We start from the raw sequence: 24,618 nt of genomic DNA, 5'->3' as shown, positions 1-24,618 counted from the left end.
CGTGTCCACGGTTGTCATCGAGTCCACGGACGGGTGACGACGCGGCACCGGAGGTTCGACCAAGCTTCACCGAACGGTCCGAGGTCGCATCGGATCCCCGACAACGGAGGGTGTGCGTGCGCCAGCGCCTGTCGTCTGAGCCCGATAGATATCGCGGCCGTCGTCGCGTACCCACCCCCCCGCGGAGCCGCTACGCGGCGGTCGTCACCACCGCCTTCGTCGGCGCCGGCATCGTCGCCCTCGGCGCGAACGCCCTTCCCGACGCCAAGAGCGTCAGCCCCTCGGTCCTCGACGAGCTCCGGCAGGCCTCGGTCGCCAGCCAGGACGCCGCCGACCGGGCGGACACCATCGACCGCGCCACCCGTGACGAGCGCACCGGCGGCGGCGTGGACGCCACGGAGCAGGACACCTGGCTCCTCCCCCTGCACGGCTACGACTTCAAGTCGCCCTACGGCGTGCGCTTCGGCAAGCTGCACACCGGAGTCGACCTGGTCGCTCCGGAGGGCACGCCCTACCAGGCCATCCACGCCGGCACGGTCACCAAGGCCGGCTGGTTCGGCGGCTACGGCTACGCGGTGATCGTCAAGCACGCCGACGGCAGTGAGGCCATCTACGGCCACTCCTCCGCGGTGACGGTCAAGGAGGGCCAGCAGGTGAAGGCCGGCGACCAGCTCGGCCTGGTCGGCAACACCGGCCACTCCTACGGCTCGCACCTGCACCTCGAGGTCCATGTCAACGGTCAGCCGCTGGACCCGGTGCCGTGGCTCGTGGACCGCGGAGTGGACATCAAGCTCGAAACCGAGGCACTCTACGGCGACGTGGCCGCCTCCTGACTCTCCGCATCGCCCGACAACCGCCCGGATCCCTCGATCCGGGCGGTTTCGCGTGTCGACAAGTCTGGCACGTCACATCGGGAAGTGTGAGCGGGACCACATCGCCTCGTGATCGACTCTTCTCGGGAACCACCCAGTCGACGCGAAGCCGGACAACGGCCGACGGGGCCCCCGTGGAAGCCCCGAACCCGCCACCCGCCATCCCCGGGACCGACACCAGTATTTCCAGGTCCGTGTGCCCCTCGACCGGTGAAGGTTCTCGTGCAACACAGCAGTCCCACCCCGAACGGCAACACCCTGGACCACGCCCCCGCCCGGCACCGCCGCTCCGGCCGGCGCACCGCCTACCTGGTCACCGGTGCGGTCGCCCTGCTCGGCCTCGGCGGCGTCGTGGTGGCCACCGGCGACGACCCCGCCCCGGCCCCCGCCGCGATCGACGTCGACACCCGGGCACGCGCCGAGGCCGCCGGCCGGGCCGACCGGTCGGCCCGCGAGTCGGTCAGCCCGGTCTTGCCGTCCGCCACCCCGTCCAGCCCGACGCCGAGCCCCAGCACCACCAGCCCCGAGCCGAGGAAGACGGCGAAGCCGAAGCCGAAGCCGAAGAAGAAGGCCGCGCCGAAGCCGAGCTGGGTCATCCCGATGCAGGGCGCCGACATCACCTCCTGCTACGGGCAGCGGTGGGGCACCCTGCACGCCGGCATCGACTTCGCCATGCCCGCCGGCACCCCGATCCGGGCCGCCGCGGCCGGCACCGTGGTCAAGGCCGGTGACGTGGGCGACGGATACGGCAACTCCGTCTTCGTCGACCACCACAACGGCTACCTGACCCACTACGCCCACCAGAGCCGGCTCCTCGTCGAGGTCGGCGATCGGGTGCGGGCCGGTCAGGTCATCGGCTACGAGGGCGCCACCGGCGACGCCACCGGCCCGCACCTGCACTTCGAGGTGCACCAGGGCGCGATGTGGAACCAGATCGACCCGGCGCCGTTCCTCCGCGCCCGGGGCGTCGACGTGGCCTGCTGACGGCTGCCGCACGAGCAGGGGCCCGGTCCGGCGCGGTGCCGGACCGGGCCCTCCCGTCGATCAGAGCTTCTCGATCGGGGCGTGCCGCAGCACCAGCCACATGGTCTGGTCACCGAAGTCGATCTGGGCCCGGGCGCCCGGCCCGGCGCCCTCGACCGCCAGCACCCGGCCCAGGCCGTAGCGCTGGTGGTTGACCCGGTCGCCGGCCGACACCTTGGGCGCCTGCTTCAGCTCGCTCGCCGTGGACAGCCGGCTGGCGTCCACCCCGAGCCGCTTGGCGAGCTGGGCCGCCTTGGGCGTGCCGCCGGTGAACCCACCCGACAACCGGTCCGCCCGGCCACCGACGCCACCTCCGCCACCACCCCACGAGGTGTACGACCCCTCCGTGCGCTCCCACCGCACCAGCTCCGGCGGCAGCTCCTCCAGGAACCGCGACGGCGGGTTGTAGGCCGGCGCGCCCCAGGCCGAGCGGGTCACCGCCCGGGACAGGTAGAGCCGCTGCCGGGCGCGGGTGATGCCCACATACGCCAGGCGGCGCTCCTCCTCCAGCTCGCGGGTGTCGCCGAGCGAGCGCAGGTGCGGGAAGACGCCGTCCTCCAGGCCGCTCAGGAAGACCACCGGGAATTCCAGCCCCTTGGCGGTGTGCAGCGTCATCAGGGTGACCACGCCCTGATGGTCCGGGTCGTCACTGGGGATCTGGTCGGCGTCGGCGACCAGCGCCACCTGCTCCAGGAAGCCGGCCAGGGTGGCCCGCTCGTCGTCGGCGCCCAGCGCCTCGATCCGCTCGGTGTACTCCCGGGCGACGCTCACCAACTCCTGGAGGTTGTCCACCCGGCCGGCGTCCTGCGGGTCGAGGCTCTCCTCCAGCTCGGCCAGGTAGCCCGAGCGGGTCAGCACCGCCTCCAGCACCTCCTCCGGGGTGCCGGTGTCGGCCAGCTCACGCGCCGACTCCAAGAGCGCGACGAACTCGGCGATGCCGTTGGCCGCGCGGGTGGAGATGCCGGGCGCCTCGCGGGCCCGACGCAGCGCGGCGCCGAAGGAGACGCGGTCCCGCGCGGACAGCGCCTCGACGCACGCCTCGGCCCGCTCGCCGATGCCCCGGCGCGGAGTGTTGAGGACCCGGCGCAGGCTGACCGTGTCGTCGTCGTTCACCACGGCACGCAGGTAGGCAAGCGCGTCGCGGACCTCCTTGCGCTCGTAGAATCGCACCCCGCCGACCACCTTGTAGGGCAGGCCGACCCGGATGAACACCTCCTCGAACACCCGGGACATGGCGTTGGTGCGGTAGAAGACGGCCACGTCGCCCGGGCGGGTGTCGCCGGCGTCGACCAGCCGGTCGATCTCCCGGGCCACCCAGTCCGCCTCGGCGTGCTCGGTGTCGGCCACGTAGCCAACGATCTGCTCACCGGCGCCGGCGTCGCTCCACAGCCGCTTGGGCTTGCGCGACGTGTTCCGGTCGATGACCGCGTTGGCCGCGTTGAGGATGGTCTGGGTCGAGCGGTAGTTCTGCTCCAGCAGGATGGTGCGGGCGTCGGTGAAGTCCCGCTCGAACTCCAGGATGTTGCGGATGGTGGCGCCGCGGAAGGCGTAGATGGACTGGTCGGCGTCGCCCACCACGCACAGCTCCGCCGGCGGGATCCCCTCGGTGCCGGAGACCAGCTCCTTGATCAGCACGTACTGGGCGTGGTTGGTGTCCTGGTATTCGTCCACCAGCACGTGCCGGAACCGACGCCGGTAGCTCTCCGCCACGTGCGGGTGCGACTGGAGCAGGTGCACCGTGGTCATGATCAGATCGTCGAAGTCCAGCGCGTGCGCCTCGCGCAGCCGGCGCTGGTAGAGCGTGTACGCCTCGGCCAGGGCGCGCTCGTTGGGGCCCTTGGCCCGGCCGGCGAACTCCTCCGGGTCGACCAGCTCGTTCTTCAGGTTGGAGACCTGGGCGGCGAGCCCCCGGGCCGGGTAGCGCTTCGGGTCCAGGTCCAGCTCGCGGGCCACCATCTGCATCAGCCGACGCGAGTCGTCGGCGTCGTAGATCGAGAAGGTCGACTTGAGACCGGCGTGCTCGTGCTCGGCGCGCAGGATGCGCACGCAGGCCGAGTGGAACGTCGACACCCACATCATCCGGGCGCGCGGGCCCACCAGCGCGGCCACCCGCTCCTTCATCTCGCCCGCGGCCTTGTTGGTGAAGGTGATCGCGATGATCTCGCCGGGGTGCACGTCCCGGGCGCCGAGCAGGTAGGCGATCCGGTTGGTCAGCACCCGGGTCTTGCCCGAGCCGGCGCCGGCCACGATCAGCAGCGGGGAGCCGGCGTGGGTCACCGCGTCCCGTTGCGGGCCGTTCAGCCCGTCGAGGAGAGCCTGCGGATCCGACCGCGCGCCCCCGGGGCGGCGTGGCGGGGTCGGCCGGGACTCCGGCGCGGGCGGGGACGCGGGAATGTCGAAGAGAGGATGCATCGCAGTCCGAGTCTATGCCGCCGCCCGGACACTTCCCCGCCCGCGCCGCCGGTCCGCGTACGGCGTCGCGTCCCACCTGTTGGCCGGTTTCCTTGCGCGCCCGCCCCGGCGGTCGGCATACTCGACGGCGTGTTCGATCAGCGCTCTTTTTACTACGGCTCCGGGATTCCGGCAGCCGTGGGTCGCGCCTGATCGTCAGACCTACGGAAAAGCCCCGGGCTCCCAGAGCCCGGGGCTTTTCCGTCCCGGGATCCGGGTACCGGGCCCGAGCCCTGAGAGGGACGACGATGATGACTGACGTGGTGGAGTCCAGCGGCAGCCTGGCGCGGCACGAGCGGCCGACCGGCAGCGACCCGACCGGCGCCGCGGCGGCGCGTACCGGCACCGACGACTCGGCGGCGGCCGAGCGGATCGGCGAGATCCGGCGGCGGATCGACGAGATCGACCGCACGCTCGTCACGCTCTGGCAGGAACGGGCCGCGCTGTCCCAGGAGGTCGGCGCGACCCGGATGGCCTCCGGCGGGACCCGGCTGGTGCTCTCCCGGGAGCGGGAGATCCTGGAACGGTTCCGGGCGGAGCTCGGCGCCGACGGCACCCAGCTCGCGCTGCTGCTGCTGCGCGCCGGCCGCGGCCCGCTGTGACCGGCCCGGCGCGGGTGCCGGAAACGACGAACCGCCTGCCGACGTCGAGGTGACGACGGCAGGCGGTTCGGTCTGGCTCAGGCCATCGGGTGGGCGGTGACGATCTCCCGCTTCTCCGCGAAGTGGCAGGCGCTCGGGTGGTCCGAGCCCGGCCGGATCTCCAGCAGCGGCACCTCCTGGGCACAGACGTCCTGTGCCTTCCAGCACCGGGTGCGGAACCGGCAGCCCGAGGGCGGGCTGACCGGCGACGGCACGTCGCCCTGGAGCCGGATGATCGCCTTGGTCTCCCGCAGGGTCGGGTCCGGCACCGGCACCGCCGAGAGCAGCGCCTGGGTGTACGGGTGGGTCGGGCGCTCGTAGATCTCGTCCTCGGTGCCGATCTCCACCATCTTGCCCAGGTACATCACGGCGACCCGGTCGGACAGGTGGCGCACGACCGACAGGTCGTGGGCGATGAAGACGTACGACAGGCCCAGCTCGGCCTGGAGCTTCTCCAGCAGGTTCATCACCTGGGCCTGGATGGACACGTCCAGGGCCGACACCGGCTCGTCGCAGACGATCACCTCGGGCCGCAGCGCCAGCGCCCGGGCGATGCCGATGCGCTGCCGCTGACCGCCGGAGAACTGGTGCGGATAGCGGTTGATGTGCTCCGGGTTGAGGCCGACCAGGTCGAGCAGTTCCTTGACCTTGCTCCGCCGGCTGCCGCGCGGAGCCACGTCGGAGTGGATCTCGAACGGCTCGCCGATCAGGTCGCCGACCGTCATCCGCGGGTTGAGCGACGTGTACGGGTCCTGCATCACCAGCTGGATCTGCCGGCGCAGCCGCCGCAGCGCGCCACCGGAGAGCTTGGAGATGTCCTGACCCTTGTAGAGCACCTGGCCCGCGGTCGGCTTCTCCAGGTTCATCAGCACCCGGGCCAGCGTCGACTTGCCGCAGCCGGACTCGCCGACGACGCCCAGCGTCTCACCGGTCCTGAGTTCGAAGGAGACGCCGTCGACCGCCTTGACCTGGCCGATGGTCTTCTTGAACACGATGCCCTGGGTCACCGGGTAGTGCTTGACCAGGTCGCGGACCTCGATGATGTTCTCAGTCACGGTTCACCAGCTCCTCGGCGAAGTGGCAGGCGCTGGCCCGGCCGTTGCCCAGCTGTAGCAGCGGCGGGACCTTCTCCCGGCACACCGGCTGCGCCATCGGGCAGCGCGGGTTGAAGGCGCAGCCCGGCGGGATGTTCATCAGGTTCGGCGGAAGCCCCTTGATGGTGCGGAGCTCGTGCCCCTTCTCGTCCATTCGCGGGATCGAGTTGAGCAGGCCGAGCGTGTAGGGGTGCGCCGGCTTGGCGTACAGCTCGTAGACGTTGGCTTCCTCGACGATCCGGCCGGCGTACATGACCGCGATCCGGTCCGCGACGTCGGCGACCACGCCGAGGTCGTGGGTGATCAGGATCATGCCCATCTGCCGCTCCCGCTGGAGCTCGCCGAGCAGGTCCATGATCTGGGCCTGCACGGTCACGTCAAGCGCGGTGGTCGGCTCGTCGGCGATCAGCACCTCGGGGTCCAGCGCCAGCGACATGGCGATCATGGCGCGCTGCCGCATACCGCCGGAGAACTGGTGCGGGTAGTTGCTGTACCGACCCTTGGCATTGGGGATCTTCACCTGGTCGAGCATCTCGGTCGCGCGCTTCTTGGCGTCCGCGCGGCTGAGGCCGCGCCGGATGCGGAACTGCTCGGCGATCTGGAAGCCGACGGTGAAAACCGGGTTGAGGGCCGAGAGCGAGTCCTGGAAGATCATGGCGATGCCCTCGCCACGGATCCGTCGCCGCTGCTCGGCGGACATCGTGAGCATGTCCTTGCCGTGGAAGCGCACCTGGCCGCCGGTGACGAACCCGGGCGGGGTGTCCAGGATGCCCATGACGGTCTGCGCGGTGACGCTCTTGCCGGAGCCGGACTCGCCGAGCACGGCGAGGGTCTCCCCCGCGTCGACGTGGTACGTCACTCCGTTGATGACCTTGGCGACGCCGTCCCGGGTGCGGAACTCCACCCGCAGGTCGTCGACCTCGAGCAGGCGGCCCGAGGGGCGGCCGGATCCGTCGACGCCCGCCGAGGACTGCTCGGACACGAGAATGTCGGACAACTCAGTTCCCCTATCGGAGCTTCGGGTCGAGGGCCTCGCGGACCGCCTCGCCGAGCATCACGAAGCTCAGCACGGCGGTGACGAGGAACGCGGCGGGGAAGAACAGCAGGAAGGGCGAGACCCGGATGTAGTTCTGGGCTTCGCTGATCATGATGCCCCAGGAGACCACCGGGCTCTTCAGGCCGATGCCCAGGAACGACAGCGTGGCCTCGGCGCCGATGAACGAGCCGACCATGATGGTGCCGTAGACCAGCAGCGGCGCCAGGCAGTTGGGCAGCAGGTGCTTGAGGATGATCCGGCCGGTGCCGGCGCCCAGCGCGCGGGCGGCGACGATGTAGTCGGCCTCCTTGGTGGCGAGCACCGAGGAGCGCATCAGCCGCATCACCACCGGCCAGCTCAGGACGCTCAGGGACAGGATGACCAGCCCCATGATCGTCCACTCGCCGTTGTCGGTGCCGGAGCCGTTGAACGTGGTCAGGATGACGATCGCGCCGAGCACGAACGGCAGGCCGAAGAAAATGTCCGCCACGCGCGACAGCAGCGCGTCCACCCAGCCGCCGCGGTAGCCGGCGATGATGCCCATCGCGCCGCCGAACAGCAGGGTGAGCAGGGTGGAGACGACGGCCACCACGATCGACGCGCGGGCGCCGTAGATGACCCGGGCGTAGACCTCGCGGCCCTGTACGTCATAGCCGAACCAGGCGTCGGACGAGGGCTCGACGCGGCTGCGCTGCAACGCGCCGTTGACCGCGTCACCGGAGGTGAACAGCGACGGGAACGCGGCCATCACCAGGAAGATCAGAATGAACGTCGCCGAGATCCAGAACAGCGGCTTGCGCCGCAGGTCGAGCCAGGCGTCGCCGAGCAGGCCACGGGGCTTCTGCTGCTTGGCGTTCTTCGGCAGGCCGGCGTCGGTGGGCGCGCCGGAACCGGCCTCGGTGGGCATGGTCGACGGCGGTGGCGCCACGACCGACGCGCTGTTCGGTTCACTCATGCCCGCACCTCGCTGCGCTCGGCGCGGGCGTGGTTGCCCGCGCAGACTGCTGGGACGATTCGTTCGCTGCGCCGGTCACTCATAGCGGATCCTCGGGTCGAGGGCGGCGTAGAGCAGGTCCACCAGCAGGTTCATCACGAGGTAGACGACCACCAGCACCACCACGATGCCGACAACGGTAGCGCTCTCCTTGGTGACGATCGAGCGGAGCACCTGCCGGCCGATGCCGTTGATGCCGAAGATGCCCTCGGTGACGATCGCGCCGCCCATCAGCGCGCCCAGGTCGGTGCCGAGCAGCGTGACCACCGGGATGAGCGAGTTGCGCAGCAGGTGCACGCCGACCACCCGGCGCATGGGCAGCCCCTTGGCGATCGCGGTACGCACGTAGTCGGCCCGCCGGTTCTCGGCGATGCTCGTGCGCGCCACCCGGGCGATGTACGCCATCGAGGCGCTGCCGAGCACGAAGCCGGGCACGATCAGCTCACTGAACCGCATCTCGTTGGAGACGGTCGGGTTGATGATGCCCCACTTGACGCCCAGCACCCACTGGAGCACGAAGCCGATGACGAAGACCGGCAGGGCGATCAGGAAGAGGGTGGAGACCAGGACCAAATTGTCCAGGAAGCCGTTGCGTCGCAGCCCGGTGAGGACGCCCGCGCCGAGGCCGATCACGGCCTCGATGGCGAGGGCGACCACCGCCAGCTTCAGGGTGTTCGGGTACGAGGTGGCGATGATGTCGCTGATCTCGCGACCGCCGAACGTGATACCGAAGTCACCCTGGAAAAGGTTCTTCATGTAGCTGGCGTACTGCACCCAGATCGAATCGTCGAGATGGTATTTCTCGGTCATCATGGCCCGGTAGTTCGGCGGGCAGCCACGGTCGCCGCACTTGCCGGCGAAGGGGTCGCCGGGCACCGACCAGACGAGCCAATAGATCAGGAACGTCGTGCCGATGAACACCGGCACGAGTTGCAGCAGCCGTCTCACGAGATAACGGCCCATGGGGTGGTCCTCCAGACAGGGAGCGCCGGGCACCCGACGCGGTGACGACAACGTGCGAGGGGTTCGTTGTACACCCCCTCGCGGAACGGCCCCGGGCCGGGCTCACCGGTGAGGCGAGCCCGACCCGGGGTCAGACCGTTCGGATCAGAGCTCGACCGAGGTGATGTCGAGTTCGCCGACGTTGGTCAGCTCCATCTTCTTGATCTTCTCCGAGTAGCCGGACTGCTGGCCACCGAAGTAGATCGGCATCGTGGGCACGTCCTGGTCGATCAGCTTGACGGCCTCGCCGAACTTCTGGTGGGCCTCGTCGAGGCTGGGGGCCGCGGAGGCCTCCTTGGCGAGGGCGTCCACCTGCGGGTTGCTGTACTTGCCGTCGTTCGAGGAACCGCCGGTCACGTAGAGCGGGTTGATCCAGTTCTCCACGTCCGGGTAGTCCTGCTGCCAGCCGGCCCGGTACGCGCCGGTCATCTTGTAGTTGTTGATGTTGGCCCGGAAGACCGCGAAGGTCGGCACGCCGACGGCGACGGCGTCGATGCCCAGGTTGGTCTTGATCTGCTGGGCGACGGCCTCCATCCACTCCTTGTGGCTGGCGTCCGCGTTGTACGACAGGGTCAGCTTGCCCTGGAAGCCACCGGCCTCCTGGAGCAGCTGCTTGGCCTGCGCCGGGTCGAACTTGCAGGCGGTGCAGTTGCCCGGCTCGGCGCCCGGGGTGAGCGGGTTGGCCCAGCTGTCGGCCGGCTTGCGGTTACCGAAGAAGATCTTGTCGGTGATGGCCTGCCGGTCGATGGAGAGCGAGATCGCCTTACGCAGCTTCGGGTTGGTGAAGCGCTTGTCGTAGATCGGGAAGGCGATGATGCCGGTCGACGGGGTCGTCGTCGCCACGGCCCGCTCGCCCAGGTCGGTCTTCCACTTCTCGCCGGCCAGCGACGAGACCGGGACCTGCTGCTGGAAGTCCAGGTTGTTGGAGACCAGGTCGTTGTAGGCCGCCGTGTCGTCCTGGTAGATCTTGACGGTGACGTCCTTGATCTTCATCTTGTCGCGCAGGCCGTAGTCGTCGAACCGGGTGAGCTTGATCTCGACGTCGTCCTGCCAGGAGACGAGGCTCACCGGGCCGTTGCCGATCGGCTTCTTGCCGAACTCCGCCGGGGTGGTGGAGAAGAACGCGTCCGGCAGCGGCATGAAGGCGCTGTAGCCGAGCTTCACCGGGAACACGGCGGTCGGCGCGGCGAGCGTGACCTCGAAGTTCCAATCGTCGACGACCTTCAGGCCGGACATCTCCTTGGCCTTCGGCTCCGGGGCCTTCTGCGGGCCGTCCGGGCCGTCCGGGTCCTCGGTGTAGACGTCGCCGAAGCCCTGGATGTCGGAGAAGAAGGAGGCGTTCTGCGCGCCGTTCGGCCCGTACGCCGCCCAGTTCCAGGCCTTGACGAAGCTCTCGGCCTTGACGGTGGTGCCGTCGTGGAACTTGGTGTTCTGCTTGATCTTGATCTTGAAGACCTTCGAGTCGCTCGTGTCGATCGACTCGGCGAGCAGGTTCTGCGGCGCCCCACCGTTGTTGGGGTACTCGATCAGACCGCTCCACATCCAGTCAATGATCTTGCCGCCACCGGTCTCGGTGGTGTTCGCCGGAACCAGGGGGTTCTCCGGCTGGGTGCCGTCGATGACGATCGCGCCGTCCGAGCTGGTGCCGCTCTCGCCACCGTCGTTGTCGCCGCTGGAGCAGCCGGACGCGATGAGCGCGAACGCCGCGCCCACCGCGAGCGCGCCGCTCGCCCGCTTCGAGACTCTCATTCCGAGGGGCCTCCTCTTTCTTAACCTGGTTCCGTCGTGGGTTTCACGCACGTGTGGGGGGTGACACCGCCGACGGCCCGAACCGCGGGACGCCGGTTTACCGCAGAGGAAATCGGGACACCCCAGGGGCACCGATCCGCCGGGCGCCACACCCTTCGACGACGACACCGCGCAGGGTCGACAACCACGGGGCGACGCGGGTAACGGCGTCACGTGGTCGGCGGGCCCGACGAGATGCCTCACACCGGGGGGTGAGGTGCTGCCACTGTGACACCCACCGGCCCTTTCCGTGAAGGTGCCGTTATCAAGCCGTTAGTTGCTCGCCACGTTGCCGATACTTGAGAAAAGATCACAAAGATCGCGGACCGGGCGGCCCTGAACAGGTAAGACGTGCCCACACTTATCCACACCGCCCAGCAGCCACGCGGCGGGGAGCGCGCTCGGACACCCGCCGACGCCTGCCGGAGTGGCATCCGACACGCACAGTTTTGTCCGTCCGGCCGAGGGCACCTTCGGCTGTGCGGACATCGTCGCCGCCCAGGTGGGCGAGAGGATCGAGGGCGGGGCTCAGACCAGCCGGCGGTCGGCCGCCCACCGGGACAGCTCGTACCGGTTCGACATCTGGAGCTTGCGCAGCACGTTGGAGACGTGCGTCTCGACCGTCTTGATCGAGATGAACAGCTCCTTGGCGATCTCCTTGTACGCGTACCCCCGGGCGAGCAGCCGGAGCACCTCGCGCTCCCGGTTGGTGAGCTGGTCCAGCTCCGGGTCGGCGACCGGCGCGTCCGGCCGGGACGCGAACGCGTCCAGCACGAACCCGGCCAGCCGTGGGCTGAACACCGCGTCCCCGTCGGCCACCCGGCGGATCGCGTCCGTCAGCTCCTCCGGCGAGATGGTCTTGGTGACGTAGCCCCGGGCACCCGCCCGGATCAGGCCGATCACGTCCTCCGCCGCGTCGGAGACGCTCAGCGCCAGGAACTTCACCTGCGGGTGGGACCGCCGCATCGCCTCCAGCACGGCCCGGCCGCCACCGTCGGGCATGTGCACGTCGAGCAGCACCACGTCCGGCCGGGTGGCCGCGATCCGGGCCACCGCCTCGGCCACCGAGCTGGCCTCGCCCACCACCTCGACCCGGGTGCCCAGCTCGGCGCGGACGCCGGCGCGGAACATGGCGTGGTCGTCGACGAGGAACACCCGCAGCGGCCCGCGCGGCGCCGCGCCCTCGACCGGTTCCTGCTCGGACATGGTCATCTGTCCCTTTCCGCCGTGGCGCCGGAGCCGCTGATCGGCAGGATCAGCCGGACCTCGGTCCCTTCTCCCGGCTCGGACCGGATCTCCGCCCGGCCGCCGTGCCGTTTCATCCGTCCGATGATCGAGCCCCGGACACCGTGCCGGTGATTCTCCACCGTATCGGGGTCGAAGCCCTTGCCCCGGTCCCGCACGAAGACGCTCACCTGCTCCGGCTCCACCTCGGCGTAGAGCGACACGGTCCGCACCCCGGCGTGCCGGGCCGCGTTGACCAGCGCCTCGCGGGCGGCGGCGACCAGCGCCCCGACCCGCTCGTCGGTCTCCCGGTCGCCGACCACCACCGCCTCGACGGTGATCGCGAAGGTGTCCTCCACCTCGGCCGCGGCCTGTTCCAGGGCGGCCGCGAAGCGTTCGGTCGGCGAGGCGGTCGGCTTGTAGAGCCAGTTGCGCAGCGAGCGCTCCTGACCCCGGGCCAGCCGCTGCACGGTCTTGACGTCGCTGGCGTTGCGCTGGATCAGGGCGAGCGTGTGCAGCACCTGGTCGTGCACCATGGCGGCCAGTTCGGCCCGCTCCTGCTCGCGGATCCGCCCCTCCCGCTCCGAGCGGAGCTGGTTCCAGGTGCGCCAGAGCACGGGGCCGGTCACCAGACCGACGCCGGCCAGCCCGACCAGCGCGAAGATGACGCCGTTGAGCACCGCGTCGAAGTTCTGCGCCGGCGAGTAGACCGCGGCCACACCGATGATGCCGACCGCGACGAGCACGCCGCCGCCGATGAAGCGGAGCACGAACGCCCGCCGGTCGCTCTCCTCCACCACCGCGCCCAGCCAGGGCACCGCCGAGTCGCCCCACTGCCGGCGTCGCTCCGGCCCGGACTGGTGCCAGATGACGCCGGCGCCGACCGCGATGATCGCCACCAGCCAACCGGCGGTGCCGGCCGCGCCGACCGAGTCGAACGCGACCACCTGGAGCAGCAGCACGCCCAGCCCGATCGCCACGAACGGCAGCAGTTGGGCCAGGTCGCGGCGGGGCGGGGCGGCGGTGTCGCCGGGCCGGGGCGGGACCACCGCCCAGAAGGCGGCGTAGAGCAACAGGCCGAGACCGCTCAGCCCGAGCAGCACCATGAACGCCACCCGGACCCGGAGCACCGGGATGCCCAGGTGCTCGGCGATGCCGGCGGCCACCCCGGCGGCCAACCGGTGCTCGGTGGCCCGGTAGAGGCGCGGGGGATGCGGGGTGACGGTGCTGCTGATCTTCAGCTCCCGGGTCGGCGCGGAGGTGCCGGCGACGGCCGACGCCCCGATCGTCACACGCCAGGATCGCCAGGGACCACGGGGACGCCCCGGACATTCACCATCGGCGGATCTCAGGGTGGCGTCAGGGTCGGTTCCTGAGGTCGTCCGGGCGGCCGGGGCAGCAGTATCGGAGGCATGACCGACGACGCTGCCCGTCCGCCCCGCCCCTGGGCGGCAGCACCTGACGACCCGCCGCCGCCCCCGCCGGGGGCGGCGTCCGCCGCCGACGGGACGCCTCCGCCGCCCGGCGGCTCGCCGTTCGCCGAGCCACCACCCGGTGGGTACGCCCCACCGCCCGGCGCCGCCGGCTTCACCACCCGCTACGGGCTGATCCGGCCCCGGGAGGGTCGCTACCTGGCCGGGGTGTGCGCGGCCGTCGGCCGGGCCACCAACACCGACCCGGTGCTCTGGCGCGTCCTGCTGGCCGTGCTCGGCTTCTTCGGCGGCATCGGGCTGCTCGTCTACGTCGCCGCCTGGCTGATCATCCCGGGCGAGGGGGACACCGCCTCGCCGGTGGAGTCGATGCTCGGCCGGGGCCGCTCCAGCATGTCCCCGATCACCGTCATCGTGCTCGGCATCGTGGTCGCGGTCGGCTTCGCGTACGTCGTCACCGACGGGTTCCGGGCCATCCTGCTGGGCGCCGTGATCCTGATCGGCGGCGCGCTGATGCTCAACCGCGACCAGCGCGGCTTCGGCGCCCGCGCCGGCGCGGCGCCGGGCCCGCCCGGGACGCCCTGGCCCGGCGGGTACGCGCCCCCGGCCGGAGCCCCGGGCTCGTCCGGACCCGGCGGACCGGTCGGCGTCACACCGTCGACCTGGCCGGCGGGGAGCGCGCCCTCGGGCGCGGGCGTCCGGACCGGGGCGGAAGACCTCACGTCACCCCGCCGGCCCGACACCGGCCACCCGGCCACGCTCGCCGAGCCCGGCTACCCGCCCGCGTCCTCCACCCGTGCCGAGCCCGGCTACCCACCCGCGCCCCCGACGCTCACCGAGCCCGGCTACCCACCCGCGCCCCCGACGCTCACCGAGCCCGGCTACCCACTCGCACCCCCGACGCTCACCGAACCCGGCTACCCGGCCACGCCGCTGCCCGCCCCCGGGTGGCCCGCCGCGGCCGGCACCCGGCCGGGCCGGCCGGAGCGGACGACGGTCGCGATGCCGGGGGTGGCCGGCAGCGCCGGTGACACCGCCGGGTGGCCGGCCTCCGGCCCCACGCCGGTCTGGGCCGCCGCGCCGACCACCGGCGCCCCGGTCGGCGAGCCGGCTGCCGTGCCGCCGCCCACGCCGGTCGGCGCCCCGCTGCCGCCGGGCGGTTACCGCCCGCCCTTCGCCCCGCACGGCCCGTACGCCGGGCCGCCGCCGACCCCGGCGCCCGCCCGGCCACCGCGACCGCCGAAGCGGCCGAAGGAGCGCTCCCCGCTCGGCGCGATCACCTTCTCGCTGATCTTCCTGGCGCTCGGCCTGGTGGCGATGCTCGACCTGCTGGACGTGTTCCCGGTCGGCGCCGCCGGCTACTTCGCCGCGGCGCTCGCCACCATCGGCCTCGGGCTGCTCGTGGGCACCTGGTTCGGTAGGGCGCGCTGGCTGATCGCTCTCGGTCTGGTGACCGCCGCCGCGCTCGGCGTCGCCACCGTCGCCGAGTCCTACGACCGGGTCCGGGGCATCGACGGCAACGTCACCTGGGCCCCGACCGACCGCCGCGACCTGGCCGACCGTTACGAGAACAACTTCGGCGACGCGGTGCTCGACCTACGCGGCCTCGACTTCGACAAGCAGGACATCCAGGTGACCGTCGACGTGAACCTCGGCAACGCGACGGTGGTCGTGCCGCCGAACGTGGACGTGACCACGGTGGCCGACGTCAACGCCGGCGAGGCGTCCGTCTTCGGCCGGCGCACCGGCGGGCTGAACGGCCGTCACTGGGAGAGCACCGACGCCGGCGCGGACGGCCCCGGCGGGGGCACCCTGCGCCTCTACGTCCACTTGAACGCCGGAAATCTGGAGGTGACCCGGTGAAGGCCCACCGGACGGACATCGTGTCGTTCGCCTTCGGTCTCGTCTTCCTGGGGCTCGCGCTCTGGTGGCTGCTGGCCCGGATCCTCGGGTTGGCCGTGCCCCCGGTCGGCTGGTTCCTGGCCGGCGGGCTGGTCGTGATCGGCCTGCTCGGCCTGGTCGGTGCGCTGCGCTCGGTCCGCGGTCCGGACCAGCCGGCCCGGCCGGACGCGCTCGGCCAGCCGGACGGGCCGGGCCAGCCGGACGGGCCCGGCCAGCCGGACGGGCCCGGCCAGCCGGAGGCGACCGTGGCTGCGCCGTGGCGGGACGGCACCCCGGCCGACGCCGGCGCGGCCCCGACCAGGGCTGACGAGTGGCCCACCGACGCCGTGCGCGACCTGCCCGCCCCGGCGCACGAGGACCCGCTCACCGACGGGGAGCGGCTGCGGTCGCCGACCGGGGAACCGTCAGTGCTCGATCCCGAGGACCGGTCCACCCCGGTCACCCGCGAACTGCCGTCGGTCGACCCCAAGGCCGGCGAGCCGCCCGCCGGCCGGCGTACCTCGGCGGAGCCGCCGGTCTGACCGCACCGGTGCGGCGGCTCCGCGCCGCGGCCTATGCTGGTCGCGGGAGATCTCGCCGCTGCCGTCCGGTCCGTGCCACCCCGACCGTGCCCGGCGCTCCCGGCCCCCGCCCCGTCCGGCCGGTCGGCCGCGACACCGCCCGCGGCCCCGTCCGTCGCTACCTCGTCAGGAGTCCATCCGACATGACCCAGTCCCCCGCCGTGCGCGTCACCGGTCCCTCCGGTGCGGTCCGCCTCGGCGAGCGCGCCGCCCGTACGCTCGCCGCCGAGTTCGCCCGGCGTAACGACTCGAAGGCCGGCCTGCTGGTCGGCGCGACCCCGGAGTCCGCGGTGCTGGCCGCGACGATCGAGGCGCTGCTCCCGGGCGACCGGCTGGTCGTCGTGCCGGCCAAGGGGTTCTCCGCGGCGACGCTGCGCGAGCACGTGACCGCCCAGGGGCGCTGGGTCGCCGACCGGGTCCGCGTGGTCGACACGCTCGCCGAGGCGGACGCCGCCGCCGTGGTGGTCGTCGCCGAGCCGTTCACCGGCACCGGCGACGAGGCCCGCGCGGCGGTGGACGGGTTGTCCAATTACCTTGCCGAGGGCGGGGTGCTGAGCGTCTGCGCGCCACTGTTCCGCACCGAGGGCGCCGGCGCCGAGCTGGACCGGCAGGGCGTGCTGCACGGCGTCCGCACCGACCTGGTGCTGCGCAACTCCCCGCCGGTGCGCGTCCACCACCTGCGCTTCACCCCGGCGCCGGCCGCGCTGGCCGCCTCGCTCTCGCCGGCGTACCGGCCGTCGAGCGTGCCGCTCAGCCGGCGGATGCACATCGACTCGAACGGGGTGGCCGCCGCCGGTGTCACGCTCGGCCTGGCCGCCCTGACCCGGGCCGTCCGGCCGAAGTCCAAGCTGTGGCTGCTGCCGGCGCTGGCCGCCGGGCCGGTGGCCGCGTTCTTCCGCGACCCGGAGCGGGACGTCCCGGAGGACCCGTCGGCAGTGGTCGCCTCCGCGGACGGCCAGGTGCTGTCCGTCCAGCGGTTGCAGGACGAGCGCTTCGGCGACGGCGAGTGGCTGCGGATCGCGGTCTTCCTGTCGGTGCTCGACGTGCACGTCAACCGCGCGCCGGTGGCCGGCAAGGTGGTCGACTACTTCGTCGCCGACGGCGGGTTCGTCAACGCCATGAAGCCGGACGCCGAGCACAACGTGGCGGCGTACACGGTGCTGGACACCGACCGGGGCACCGTGGTCGTGGCCCAGCGCACCGGGCTGATCGCCCGCCGGATCGTGCAGCGCGCGCCGGTCGGCTCGCTGCTGGCGAAGGGCGAGCGGTTCGGCCTGATCCGGTTCGGCTCGCGCACCGACGTCTACCTGCCGGCCGACACCGCGGATCCGCTGGTCGGCCCCGGCGACAAGGTGGTCGGCGGGTCCACCGTCATCGCCCGCTGGCGCTGACGCCGGAAGCACACGACGAAGGGCGCCGCTCGCGAGCGGCGCCCTTCGTGTCGTACGTGTCGTCGGCTCAGGCGGCGCGACGCTGGTGCAGCCAGAGCAGCGGGCCGCTGACCAGGTAGCCCATCACCACGAGGGCGAAGGTGAGCCGGATGTCGACGAGCGCGCCGACCACCGGGACGAACCAGAGCCACGGCGGCAGCTTCAGCAGCCGGGCGAGCTTGGCGTAGGGGAAGCTCGACACCATGGCGAAGGCGAGCAGCGCCACGCCGGCGACCATGACCAGGCCGGGGACCGGCACGCCGATCGCCACGGTCAGGGCGAGCACCATGGCCGCCATGGTGGTGGGCACGCCGCAGAAGAAGCGGCCGTCCTTCGGCGAGACGTTGAAGCGGGCGAGCCGGATGGCCGCGCACGCGGCGACCAGCGCGCAGGCGACCGCGGCGGCCGCCGGCGGCACCGAACCGGCCAGCGAGGCGTAGACCACCACCGGCGCGGCGAGGCCGAACGAGCACATGTCGGCGAGCGAGTCCATCTGCGCGCCGAACGGGCTGGCCACGCCGAGCTTGCGGGCCAGCGCGCCGTCGAGGCCGTCGAACGCGACGCACGCGATCAGGCAGACCGCGGCCAGCCGCACCTCGCCCTGCATGGCCAGGAAGATGGCCAGCATGCCGAGCATGAGGCTGCTCAGGGTGCACGCGTTGACGAGTGCGAACTTGGCACGCCGCGCGGCGGTGCGCTCACCCGGCAGCAGCGGGATCGACATCGCCGGGGACTCGTCGACCGGTGCGGTCGCCGGCAGCGCCGGGCTGATCGGGCGTAGCGCCTCGACGTCGGCGTCGAGCCGGGCGTAGCGGATGCGCTGGCGGTCGGCGTAGCGGTGGTCGGGGGTGACCAGGTCGGCCCGGGGACCGGCCAGGCCGTCCCGGCGGCCCACCCGGACCAGCAGCACCTGGCGGGCGAACGTGCTGCTGCGGCGCAACCGGCCCGCCCAGCGACGCCCTGCGGGGCGCGGACTGTCAGTCGTACGACGCCGGCGCCATGGGGCTCTCGGCACGTTTCCTCCATCACCGGATCGACGGTCCGCCCACGTCGGGGCGGGTGTCCGGCTGTCTCGTGCCGGACCTTTCGGGCCCGGCAGCCCATTTGCGGAGTACACCATTGCACAGGAAACAAGGGCGCGGGTATAGCTGCCGGCGGTACTTATAACTCCCTTAACCGCGCGAACCGCTCAATCATTCCCATCTCGGACCTCAACGCCCAATTTTATCGGCCTGTCCCAACTCCTGACTGTACCGGAGGTGGCCCAGGGCGGCTCGGTGAGCGGTTCAGCTCACCCGCAGCCGGGTGGCCTGGACCGCCACCTCGGTCATCGACATGCCTACCAACTGCTCGGCGGTGAACCAGGCGGCCCGGGCGGTCGAACCGCCGGCCAGTTCGGTCACCACCGCCTCGGTCGGCACGTCCACCCGCACCCGGTAGACCACCCGGATGCCGTGCCAGTCCAACGGGCGGCCCTCCGGGCCGAGCGCGGCCGGCGTGTGCAGGTTGTCCACGGCCAGCAGGTCGATCACGCGGCCGAGCTGACCGGTCTCCTCGACCAGCTCGCGCCGCAGGCCGGCGGACGGCTGCTCGCCGTGGTCGGTGCCGCCGCCGGGCAGGTGCCAGAGGCCCGCGCCCGGGTATCCGTCGGCGATCATCGTGAGCAGCACCCGGTCGTCCGGGTCGGTGACCAGCCCGTACGCGGCGAAGCGCTGCCTCCGGTCGGCGGCCGGACCGACCGGGGCGGGCGGCAGCGCCCGGGGCAGGTCGGCCGGGAGCGGCGACACCGGCAGGCCGAGCAGCTCGGCGGTGAACGGCATCAGCGGCAGGGTCACGGCCTCATCGGGGGCGAACCAGCCCACCTCGTCGCTGCCGCCGGCCTCCTCCGGCCGCAACCGCCCACCTCGCGGCTCGACCTCGAAGATCAGCCGGTCGGTGTGCATCGCGACGCCGTCGGGCGGATGGAAGGACACGTCGGCGACCGCGTCGGAGAGCCGGCCGGCCGCCACCGTCAGCCCGGTCTCCTCGGCGAACTCGCGCACCACCGCGTCGGCCGGGTGCTCGGCGTGCTCGACTCCGCCGCCCGGCAGCTGCCACACCCCCGGATAGGGGCAGCCGGGCCCCCCGCGCGCCAGCAGCACCCGTCCGTGCTCGTCCCGCAGAATCCCGAACGCCGCCACCCGTCGCCGCTGCTCCACCCCGTGCCTCCCTCACCCGCTCCTGCGTCGATCATGAGGTTAGCGGCACCGGGACGGACATTTCGTCCCGTCAACCTCATGATCGACGGACCGGGGGGTGGGGGTGGGAGTCAGAGGAGGTGGGCGGCCTGGACCGCCTCGGCGGTCACCTCGGTGAGGCGGTCGGTGGGGAGGGCGCCGAGTTCCTCGCGGCGGAACCAGCGGGCCTCGCAGGTGGAGCCGCCGACGTCGGCCACGGTGGGCGGGGCCGGCTGGTCGACCACCACCCGGTAGAAGGCGCGCACGCCGTGCCAGTCGATCGGGTAGCCCTCCGGGCCCAGCGAGGCGGCGTCGCGGTGGCTGGCCACCCCGAGCAGCTCGACCAGGCGGCCGGTCTGCCCGGTCTCCTCCACCAGCTCCCGGATCAGCGCGGCGGCCGGCTGCTCGCCGTAGTCGGTGCCGCCACCGGGCAGATGCCAGCAGCCGGCGCCGGGGTAGCCGTCGGAGACCCGGGTCAGCAGCACCCGCTCCTCCGGGTCGGTCACCACCGCGTACGCGGCGAAGCGCTGCGCCCGGTGCAGCCCGTCCGGGCCGGGGACGGCGTAGAACGACGGGAACTCGGGGACCTCCTCCGGCACGACGTCGGCGCTGGAGGTGGGCAGCCCCAGGGCGCGCGCGGTGAACGACCGCAGCGGCAGCTCCCGGGCCTCGTCGATGGTGAACCAGCGAGCCAGGTCGGTGGGGCGGTCGACCCGCTCGGTGAGCGTCCCGCCGCGCACCGAGACGGTGTAGAGCAGGCGGTCGGTGTGGATCGTGATGCGCCGCTCGGGCAGCGCCCGCATGTCGGCGAGCACATCCTGCAGGCCGGCGACGGCGACCGAGAGCCCGGTCTCGGCCGCGGTCTCCCGGACGACGGTGTGCTTGGGGTCCTCACCGTGGTCGACCGCCCCTCCGGGGAGGGACCAGGTGCCGGGGGTGCCGGAGCGCTCCGATGCGCGGACCAGCAACACTCGGCCGTTTGAATCAGCACAAACTGCGTATGCCGCGATCCTGCGCAGCGGCTCCAGCGAGGTGGTCACGGAAGCAAATTCTCCCCGGACCGGGTTACCTCCATCGAAAAGAGTCAGATTCCTGACTCTTCGCTGGCGTCTCAGGGGCGGGTCAGGCTAAGCCTCCGGGCGGTCACCGAGGTCACCCGCCGGCCGGCGCGGGACCGTGGAGACATGACCTCCACGAACCCCTCGCAGGCCCCGTACAAGCAGCTCCGCCGCCCGGTCAGCGACCGCATGATCGCCGGGGTGGCCAGCGGGCTCGGCCGCTACTTCGCGCTCGACCCCACCCTCGTCCGGGTGGTCTTCGCCACCGCCACCGTGCTCACCGGCGGGCTCGCCGCGCTCGCGTACCCGATCATGTGGTTCCTGATGCCGGAGGAGCCGGCCGGCGCGCCCGCCTGGCCGCATCCGCCGGGCACCGCGCCCGGCTGGACGCCGGTCCCCCCGGCCGGCCCGGGGCCGCAGGCCGGGCCGCCGCCCGCCGCCTGACCCGGCGTCACTCCCACTCGATGGTGCCCGGCGGCTTGCTGGTCACGTCCAGGACCACGCGGTTGACCTCGGCGACCTCGTTGGTGATCCGGGTGGAGATCCGGGCCACCACCTCGTAGGGCAACCGGGACCAGTCGGCGGTCATCGCGTCCTCGCTGGAGACCGGGCGCAGCACCACCGGGTGCCCGTAGGTGCGCCCGTCGCCCTGCACACCCACGCTGCGCACGTCGGCCAGCAGCACCACCGGGAACTGCCAGACACCCCGGTCCAGGCCGGCAGCGGTCAGCTCCTCCCGGGCGATCAGGTCGGCCTTGCGGAGCACGGCGAGGCGCTCCTCGTCGACCGCGCCGATGATCCGGATGGCCAGGCCGGGGCCGGGGAACGGGTGCCGCCACACCATCGCCTCGGGCAGGCCCAGCTCCAGGCCGATCGTGCGGACCTCGTCCTTGAACAGCGTGCGCAGCGGCTCGACCAGCGAGAACTTCAGGTCCTCGGGCAGGCCGCCGACGTTGTGATGGCTCTTGATGTTGGCGGTGCCGGTGCCGCCGCCGGACTCCACCACGTCCGGGTAGAGGGTGCCCTGCACCAGGAACTCGACGTCGCCGTGGGCGGCGACCTCCCGGGCGGCGGCCTCGAAGACGCGGATGAACTCCCGACCGATGATCTTGCGCTTCTGTTCCGGATCGGTCACCCCGGCGAGCGCGCCGAGGAACCGCTCCCGGGCGTCGACCACCTTGAGCCTGATGCCGGTCGCCGCCACGTAGTCCTTCTCGACCTGCTCGGCCTCGCCGGCGCGCAGCAGCCCGTGGTCGACGAAGACGCAGGTGAGCTGGTCGCCCACCGCCCGGTGCACGAGCGCGGCCGCGACCGCCGAGTCGACGCCGCCGGAGAGCCCGCAGATGACCTCCTTGTCACCGATCTGCTCGCGGATCCGGGCGACCTGCTCGTCGATGATGTTCTCGGGCGTCCAGGTCGGCGCGACGCCGGCGATGTCGTAGAGGAAGCGGGTCAGCATCTCCTGCCCGTGCGCGGTGTGCCCCACCTCGGGGTGGAACTGCACACCGGCCCGGCGACCGGCCAGGTCCTCGAACGCGGCCACCGGGGCGCCCGCCGACTCGGCGGTCACCGTGAAGCCGGCCGGCGCCTCGGTCACGCAGTCGCCGTGGCTCATCCAGACCGGCAGGTCGGCCGGCAGGTCGCGGAGCAGCACGCCGGGCTCGGTCAGGCGCGGGCGCAGCGGGGTGCCGCCGTACTCGCGGTTGCCGGTGCGGGACACGGTGCCGCCGAGCGCCTGGGCCATCGCCTGGAAGCCGTAGCAGATGCCGAAGACCGGCACGTCGGCGTCGAACACCCCGGCGTCGATCTGCGGCGCCTCCGGCGCGTAGACGCTGGCCGGGCCGCCGGACAGGATGATCGCGGCCGGGTTCTTCGCCAGCATCTCGGACACCGGCATGGAGTGCGGGACGATCTCCGAGTAGACCTTCGCCTCGCGGACGCGGCGCGCGATGAGCTGGGCGTACTGGGCTCCGAAGTCCACCACGAGGACGGGGCGAGGCGTGCTCATGTGCGCAAAGCCTACCGACAGTCACCGGCCACGCGGACGCGCCCCGGCGGCGCGTCGCTCGCCAGGTGTTAAGAAGGGGCCCCGCCTCTACCGGAGGCGTTAACAGGGGCCCCGCCTTTCACCTCAGCGCGGCGGGAGCGTGCGCCGGCACCGCCGGCGTGCGCGGGGGGACGGGGGCGACCCGGGTGTACGCGGAGCCGGGCGTCGGGCGCGGGTCCGCGTCGCCCTTGTTGGGCCAGAACGACATCGCCCGCTCGGCCTGCGCGGTGATCGTCAGCGACGGGTTGACGCCCAGGTTCGCCGAGACCGCCGCGCCGTCCACCACGTGCAGCCCCGGATGGCCGTACACCCGGTGCCAGGGGTCGACCACGCCGTCGGCCGGGGTGGCGCCGATCACCGCCCCGCCGAGGATGTGCGCCGTCATCGGGATGTTGAACGGCTCGGTCACCGCGCCGCCCGGGGTGCCGTCGATCTCCTCGGCGAGCATCCGGACCGCCTCGTTGCCGGCCGGGATCCAGGTCGGGTTGGGCGCACCGTGGCCGGGGCCGGAGACCAGCCGGCGGCCCCGCCAGCGGGTGGTGAGCGAGTTGTCGACCGACTGCATGACGAGCGCGATGACGGTGCGCTCGGACCAGCCGCGCACGGACAGCATCCGGGCGGCCAGCCCCGGTTGCCGGACGATGCTGCCCAGCCACCGCCGGACGCGGTGCGGCCCGCCGTCGACGAGCAGCGACTGGAGCAGGCCCATCGCGTTGGAGCCCTTGCCGTAGCGGACCGGCTCGATGTGGGTCTGCGGGTCGGGGTGGAACGAGCTGGTGATCGCCACCCCCGCGGAGAAGTCCAGGCCGCGCCGCCGGGCCGCCCCGGATCCCACCGAGGCACCGAGGATCGCCTCCGAGTTGGTCCGGGTCAGCTCGCCCAGCCGGGGTGAGAGCGCCGGCAGCGCGCCGGTCGCCTTCATCTCGTGCAGCAGCCGCTGGGTGCCCAGCGCGCCGGCCGCGAAGACCACCTGGTCGGCGTGGATCACCGCGCGGCGCTTGCGCAGCCACGCGCCGGTGCGCCCGGTGTGCACCGCGTAGCCGCCGGCCTCCTCCGGCCGCACGGCGGTCACCGTGGTCAGCGGGTGCACCTGCGCGCCGAGCCGCTCGGCCAGCCAGAGGTAGTTCTTCACCAGCGTGTTCTTCGCGCCGTGCCGGCAGCCGGTCATGCACGAGCCGCAGTGGCTGCACCCGGTGCGGTCGGGCCCGACGCCGCCGAAGTACGGGTCCGCCACGCGCTGGCCCGGCCGTCCGATGTGCACGCCGACCGGCGTCGGGTGGAACGTGTGGGCCACCCCCATCCGCTCGGCCACCGCCCGCATGGCCCGGTCCGCGCCGGTGTCGATCGGGTACGTGGTGACGCCGAGCATCCGCTTCGCCTGGTCGTAGTGGCGGGCCAACTCGTCGCGCCAGTCGGTGATGTCCCGCCACTGCGGGTCGGCGTAGAACGCGTCGAGCGGCTCGTAGAGCGTGTTGGCGTAGACCAGCGACCCGCCGCCGACCCCGGCGCCGGAGAGCACCATCACCCCGCCGCCGGCCTTCCGGTCGGCGGAGCGGAGCAGGGTGATCCGTTGCAGCCCGAAGCAGCCGAGCTTCGGCGCCCAGAGGAAGCGCCGCGCCTGCCAGGACGTCTTCGGGAACTCCTCGTCGGCGAAGCGTCGGCCGGCCTCCAGGACGCCCACCGAGTAGCCCTTCTCGGCCAGCCGGAGCGCGGTGACGCTGCCGCCGAAGCCCGAACCGATGACGACCACGTCATAGCGCATGAACGCATCATTACCGACGAGTAGCTATGGCGCCAGCACGGGTTTTTCGCAGATCATGCAGAGCGCTCCGGCCACCGGTGCAACCTTC

The 24,618-nt window shown here is 72.4% G+C and carries 20 protein-coding genes; 7 read left to right on the top strand and 13 right to left on the bottom strand.

Annotated features, from left to right (window positions below; all coding sequences use genetic code 11):
* The first annotated feature begins 116 nt into the window (after positions 1-116).
* The gene (locus O7618_RS30180; protein ID WP_278109524.1) at positions 117-833 is read left to right on the top strand and encodes a M23 family metallopeptidase; all 717 of its coding nucleotides are present in this window, start codon (positions 117-119) and stop codon (positions 831-833) included.
* Between the two features lie 249 nt (positions 834-1,082).
* Positions 1,083-1,856, top strand: a complete 774-nt coding sequence (locus O7618_RS30175; protein WP_278109523.1) for a M23 family metallopeptidase — start codon at positions 1,083-1,085, stop codon at positions 1,854-1,856.
* Positions 1,857-1,916: 60 nt separating this feature from the next.
* On the opposite strand, the gene pcrA is transcribed toward O7618_RS30175, so the two are convergent.
* Entirely contained in the window at positions 1,917-4,307 is a 2,391-nt protein-coding gene (gene pcrA, locus O7618_RS30170; protein WP_278109522.1) for a DNA helicase PcrA, read from the bottom strand.
* A gap of 287 nt (positions 4,308-4,594) precedes the next feature.
* Here pcrA and O7618_RS30165 point away from each other — a divergent pair, with 287 nt between their 5' ends.
* Entirely contained in the window at positions 4,595-4,948 is a 354-nt protein-coding gene (locus O7618_RS30165; protein ID WP_278109521.1) for a chorismate mutase, read from the top strand.
* 77 nt (positions 4,949-5,025) lie between these two features.
* Here the strand turns inward: O7618_RS30165 and O7618_RS30160 are convergent, their stop codons facing one another.
* The 7 genes from O7618_RS30160 to O7618_RS30130 all read right to left on the bottom strand — a co-directional run bounded on the left by O7618_RS30160 (position 5,026) and on the right by O7618_RS30130 (position 13,366).
* Entirely contained in the window at positions 5,026-6,042 is a 1,017-nt protein-coding gene (locus O7618_RS30160) for a dipeptide ABC transporter ATP-binding protein (RefSeq protein WP_278109519.1), read from the bottom strand.
* Positions 6,035-7,063, bottom strand: a complete 1,029-nt coding sequence (locus tag O7618_RS30155) for an ABC transporter ATP-binding protein (protein WP_278110201.1) — start codon at positions 7,061-7,063, stop codon at positions 6,035-6,037. The genes O7618_RS30160 and O7618_RS30155 overlap by 8 nt, the downstream gene beginning before the upstream one ends.
* A 25-nt stretch (positions 7,064-7,088) precedes the next feature.
* A complete protein-coding gene (locus O7618_RS30150; RefSeq protein WP_278109518.1) occupies positions 7,089-8,072 on the bottom strand; it encodes an ABC transporter permease in 984 nt (327 codons plus the stop codon).
* 75 nt (positions 8,073-8,147) lie between these two features.
* Positions 8,148-9,074, bottom strand: coding sequence for an ABC transporter permease (locus tag O7618_RS30145; protein ID WP_278109517.1), 927 nt, complete (start codon positions 9,072-9,074; stop codon positions 8,148-8,150).
* A gap of 144 nt (positions 9,075-9,218) precedes the next feature.
* The gene (locus O7618_RS30140; protein WP_278109515.1) at positions 9,219-10,862 is read right to left on the bottom strand and encodes an ABC transporter substrate-binding protein; all 1,644 of its coding nucleotides are present in this window, start codon (positions 10,860-10,862) and stop codon (positions 9,219-9,221) included.
* A gap of 567 nt (positions 10,863-11,429) precedes the next feature.
* Entirely contained in the window at positions 11,430-12,107 is a 678-nt protein-coding gene (locus O7618_RS30135; protein ID WP_278109514.1) for a response regulator transcription factor, read from the bottom strand.
* A gap of 2 nt (positions 12,108-12,109) precedes the next feature.
* Positions 12,110-13,366: an ATP-binding protein gene (locus O7618_RS30130; protein WP_278110200.1), complete on the bottom strand. Its 1,257-nt coding sequence runs from the start codon at positions 13,364-13,366 to the stop codon at positions 12,110-12,112.
* Positions 13,367-13,537: 171 nt separating this feature from the next.
* Between O7618_RS30130 and O7618_RS30125 the strand changes: the two genes are divergently transcribed.
* The 3 genes from O7618_RS30125 to O7618_RS30115 all read left to right on the top strand — a co-directional run bounded on the left by O7618_RS30125 (position 13,538) and on the right by O7618_RS30115 (position 17,408).
* Positions 13,538-15,418, top strand: a complete 1,881-nt coding sequence (locus O7618_RS30125) for a PspC domain-containing protein (RefSeq protein WP_278109513.1) — start codon at positions 13,538-13,540, stop codon at positions 15,416-15,418.
* On the top strand, positions 15,415-15,978 hold the full coding sequence (locus O7618_RS30120; RefSeq protein ID WP_278110259.1) for a hypothetical protein: 564 nt from the start codon (positions 15,415-15,417) through the stop codon (positions 15,976-15,978). Before O7618_RS30125 ends, O7618_RS30120 begins: the two co-directional genes overlap by 4 nt.
* 182 nt (positions 15,979-16,160) lie before the next feature.
* The gene (locus O7618_RS30115; RefSeq protein WP_278109512.1) at positions 16,161-17,408 is read left to right on the top strand and encodes a phosphatidylserine decarboxylase; all 1,248 of its coding nucleotides are present in this window, start codon (positions 16,161-16,163) and stop codon (positions 17,406-17,408) included.
* 67 nt (positions 17,409-17,475) lie between these two features.
* Here the strand turns inward: O7618_RS30115 and O7618_RS30110 are convergent, their stop codons facing one another.
* The 3 genes from O7618_RS30110 to O7618_RS30100 form a co-directional block, all read right to left on the bottom strand.
* Positions 17,476-18,387, bottom strand: coding sequence for a CDP-alcohol phosphatidyltransferase family protein (locus tag O7618_RS30110; protein WP_278109511.1), 912 nt, complete (start codon positions 18,385-18,387; stop codon positions 17,476-17,478).
* A 346-nt stretch (positions 18,388-18,733) separates the two neighbouring features.
* Entirely contained in the window at positions 18,734-19,645 is a 912-nt protein-coding gene (locus O7618_RS30105) for an NUDIX domain-containing protein (RefSeq protein ID WP_278109510.1), read from the bottom strand.
* Positions 19,646-19,755: 110 nt separating this feature from the next.
* A complete protein-coding gene (locus O7618_RS30100; protein WP_278109509.1) occupies positions 19,756-20,703 on the bottom strand; it encodes an NUDIX domain-containing protein in 948 nt (315 codons plus the stop codon).
* A 144-nt stretch (positions 20,704-20,847) separates the two neighbouring features.
* Here O7618_RS30100 and O7618_RS30095 point away from each other — a divergent pair, with 144 nt between their 5' ends.
* Positions 20,848-21,165, top strand: a complete 318-nt coding sequence (locus O7618_RS30095; RefSeq protein WP_278109508.1) for a PspC domain-containing protein — start codon at positions 20,848-20,850, stop codon at positions 21,163-21,165.
* A gap of 7 nt (positions 21,166-21,172) precedes the next feature.
* Here O7618_RS30095 and guaA read toward each other — a convergent pair whose 3' ends face one another.
* The gene (gene guaA, locus O7618_RS30090) at positions 21,173-22,729 is read right to left on the bottom strand and encodes a glutamine-hydrolyzing GMP synthase (protein WP_278109507.1); all 1,557 of its coding nucleotides are present in this window, start codon (positions 22,727-22,729) and stop codon (positions 21,173-21,175) included.
* 118 nt (positions 22,730-22,847) lie between these two features.
* Positions 22,848-24,530 carry a GMC family oxidoreductase gene (locus O7618_RS30085; RefSeq protein WP_278109506.1) on the bottom strand — a complete coding sequence of 561 codons (1,683 nt, stop codon included), beginning with the start codon at positions 24,528-24,530 and terminating at the stop codon, positions 22,848-22,850.
* Between the last annotated feature and the right edge of the window lie 88 nt (positions 24,531-24,618).

It is taken from the genome of Micromonospora sp. WMMD980 (genome assembly GCF_029626035.1).
GTDB lineage: Bacteria > Actinomycetota > Actinomycetes > Mycobacteriales > Micromonosporaceae > Micromonospora.
The sequence above is the reverse complement of the archived record's forward strand: the minus strand, read 5'-3'. Positions and strand labels throughout refer to the sequence as shown.

Coding starts and splice junctions, on each gene's coding strand:
- pcrA (WP_278109522.1), bottom strand. CDS start 4,307: ATGCATCCTCTCTTCGACATTCCCGCGTCCCCGCCCGCGCCGGAGTCC.
- O7618_RS30135 (WP_278109514.1), bottom strand. CDS start 12,107: ATGTCCGAGCAGGAACCGGTCGAGGGCGCGGCGCCGCGCGGGCCGCTG.
- O7618_RS30140 (WP_278109515.1), bottom strand. CDS start 10,862: ATGAGAGTCTCGAAGCGGGCGAGCGGCGCGCTCGCGGTGGGCGCGGCG.
- guaA (WP_278109507.1), bottom strand. CDS start 22,729: ATGAGCACGCCTCGCCCCGTCCTCGTGGTGGACTTCGGAGCCCAGTAC.
- O7618_RS30145 (WP_278109517.1), bottom strand. CDS start 9,074: ATGGGCCGTTATCTCGTGAGACGGCTGCTGCAACTCGTGCCGGTGTTC.
- O7618_RS30125 (WP_278109513.1), top strand. CDS start 13,538: ATGACCGACGACGCTGCCCGTCCGCCCCGCCCCTGGGCGGCAGCACCT.
- O7618_RS30095 (WP_278109508.1), top strand. CDS start 20,848: ATGACCTCCACGAACCCCTCGCAGGCCCCGTACAAGCAGCTCCGCCGC.
- O7618_RS30165 (WP_278109521.1), top strand. CDS start 4,595: ATGATGACTGACGTGGTGGAGTCCAGCGGCAGCCTGGCGCGGCACGAG.
- O7618_RS30150 (WP_278109518.1), bottom strand. CDS start 8,072: ATGAGTGAACCGAACAGCGCGTCGGTCGTGGCGCCACCGCCGTCGACC.
- O7618_RS30085 (WP_278109506.1), bottom strand. CDS start 24,530: ATGCGCTATGACGTGGTCGTCATCGGTTCGGGCTTCGGCGGCAGCGTC.
- O7618_RS30115 (WP_278109512.1), top strand. CDS start 16,161: ATGACCCAGTCCCCCGCCGTGCGCGTCACCGGTCCCTCCGGTGCGGTC.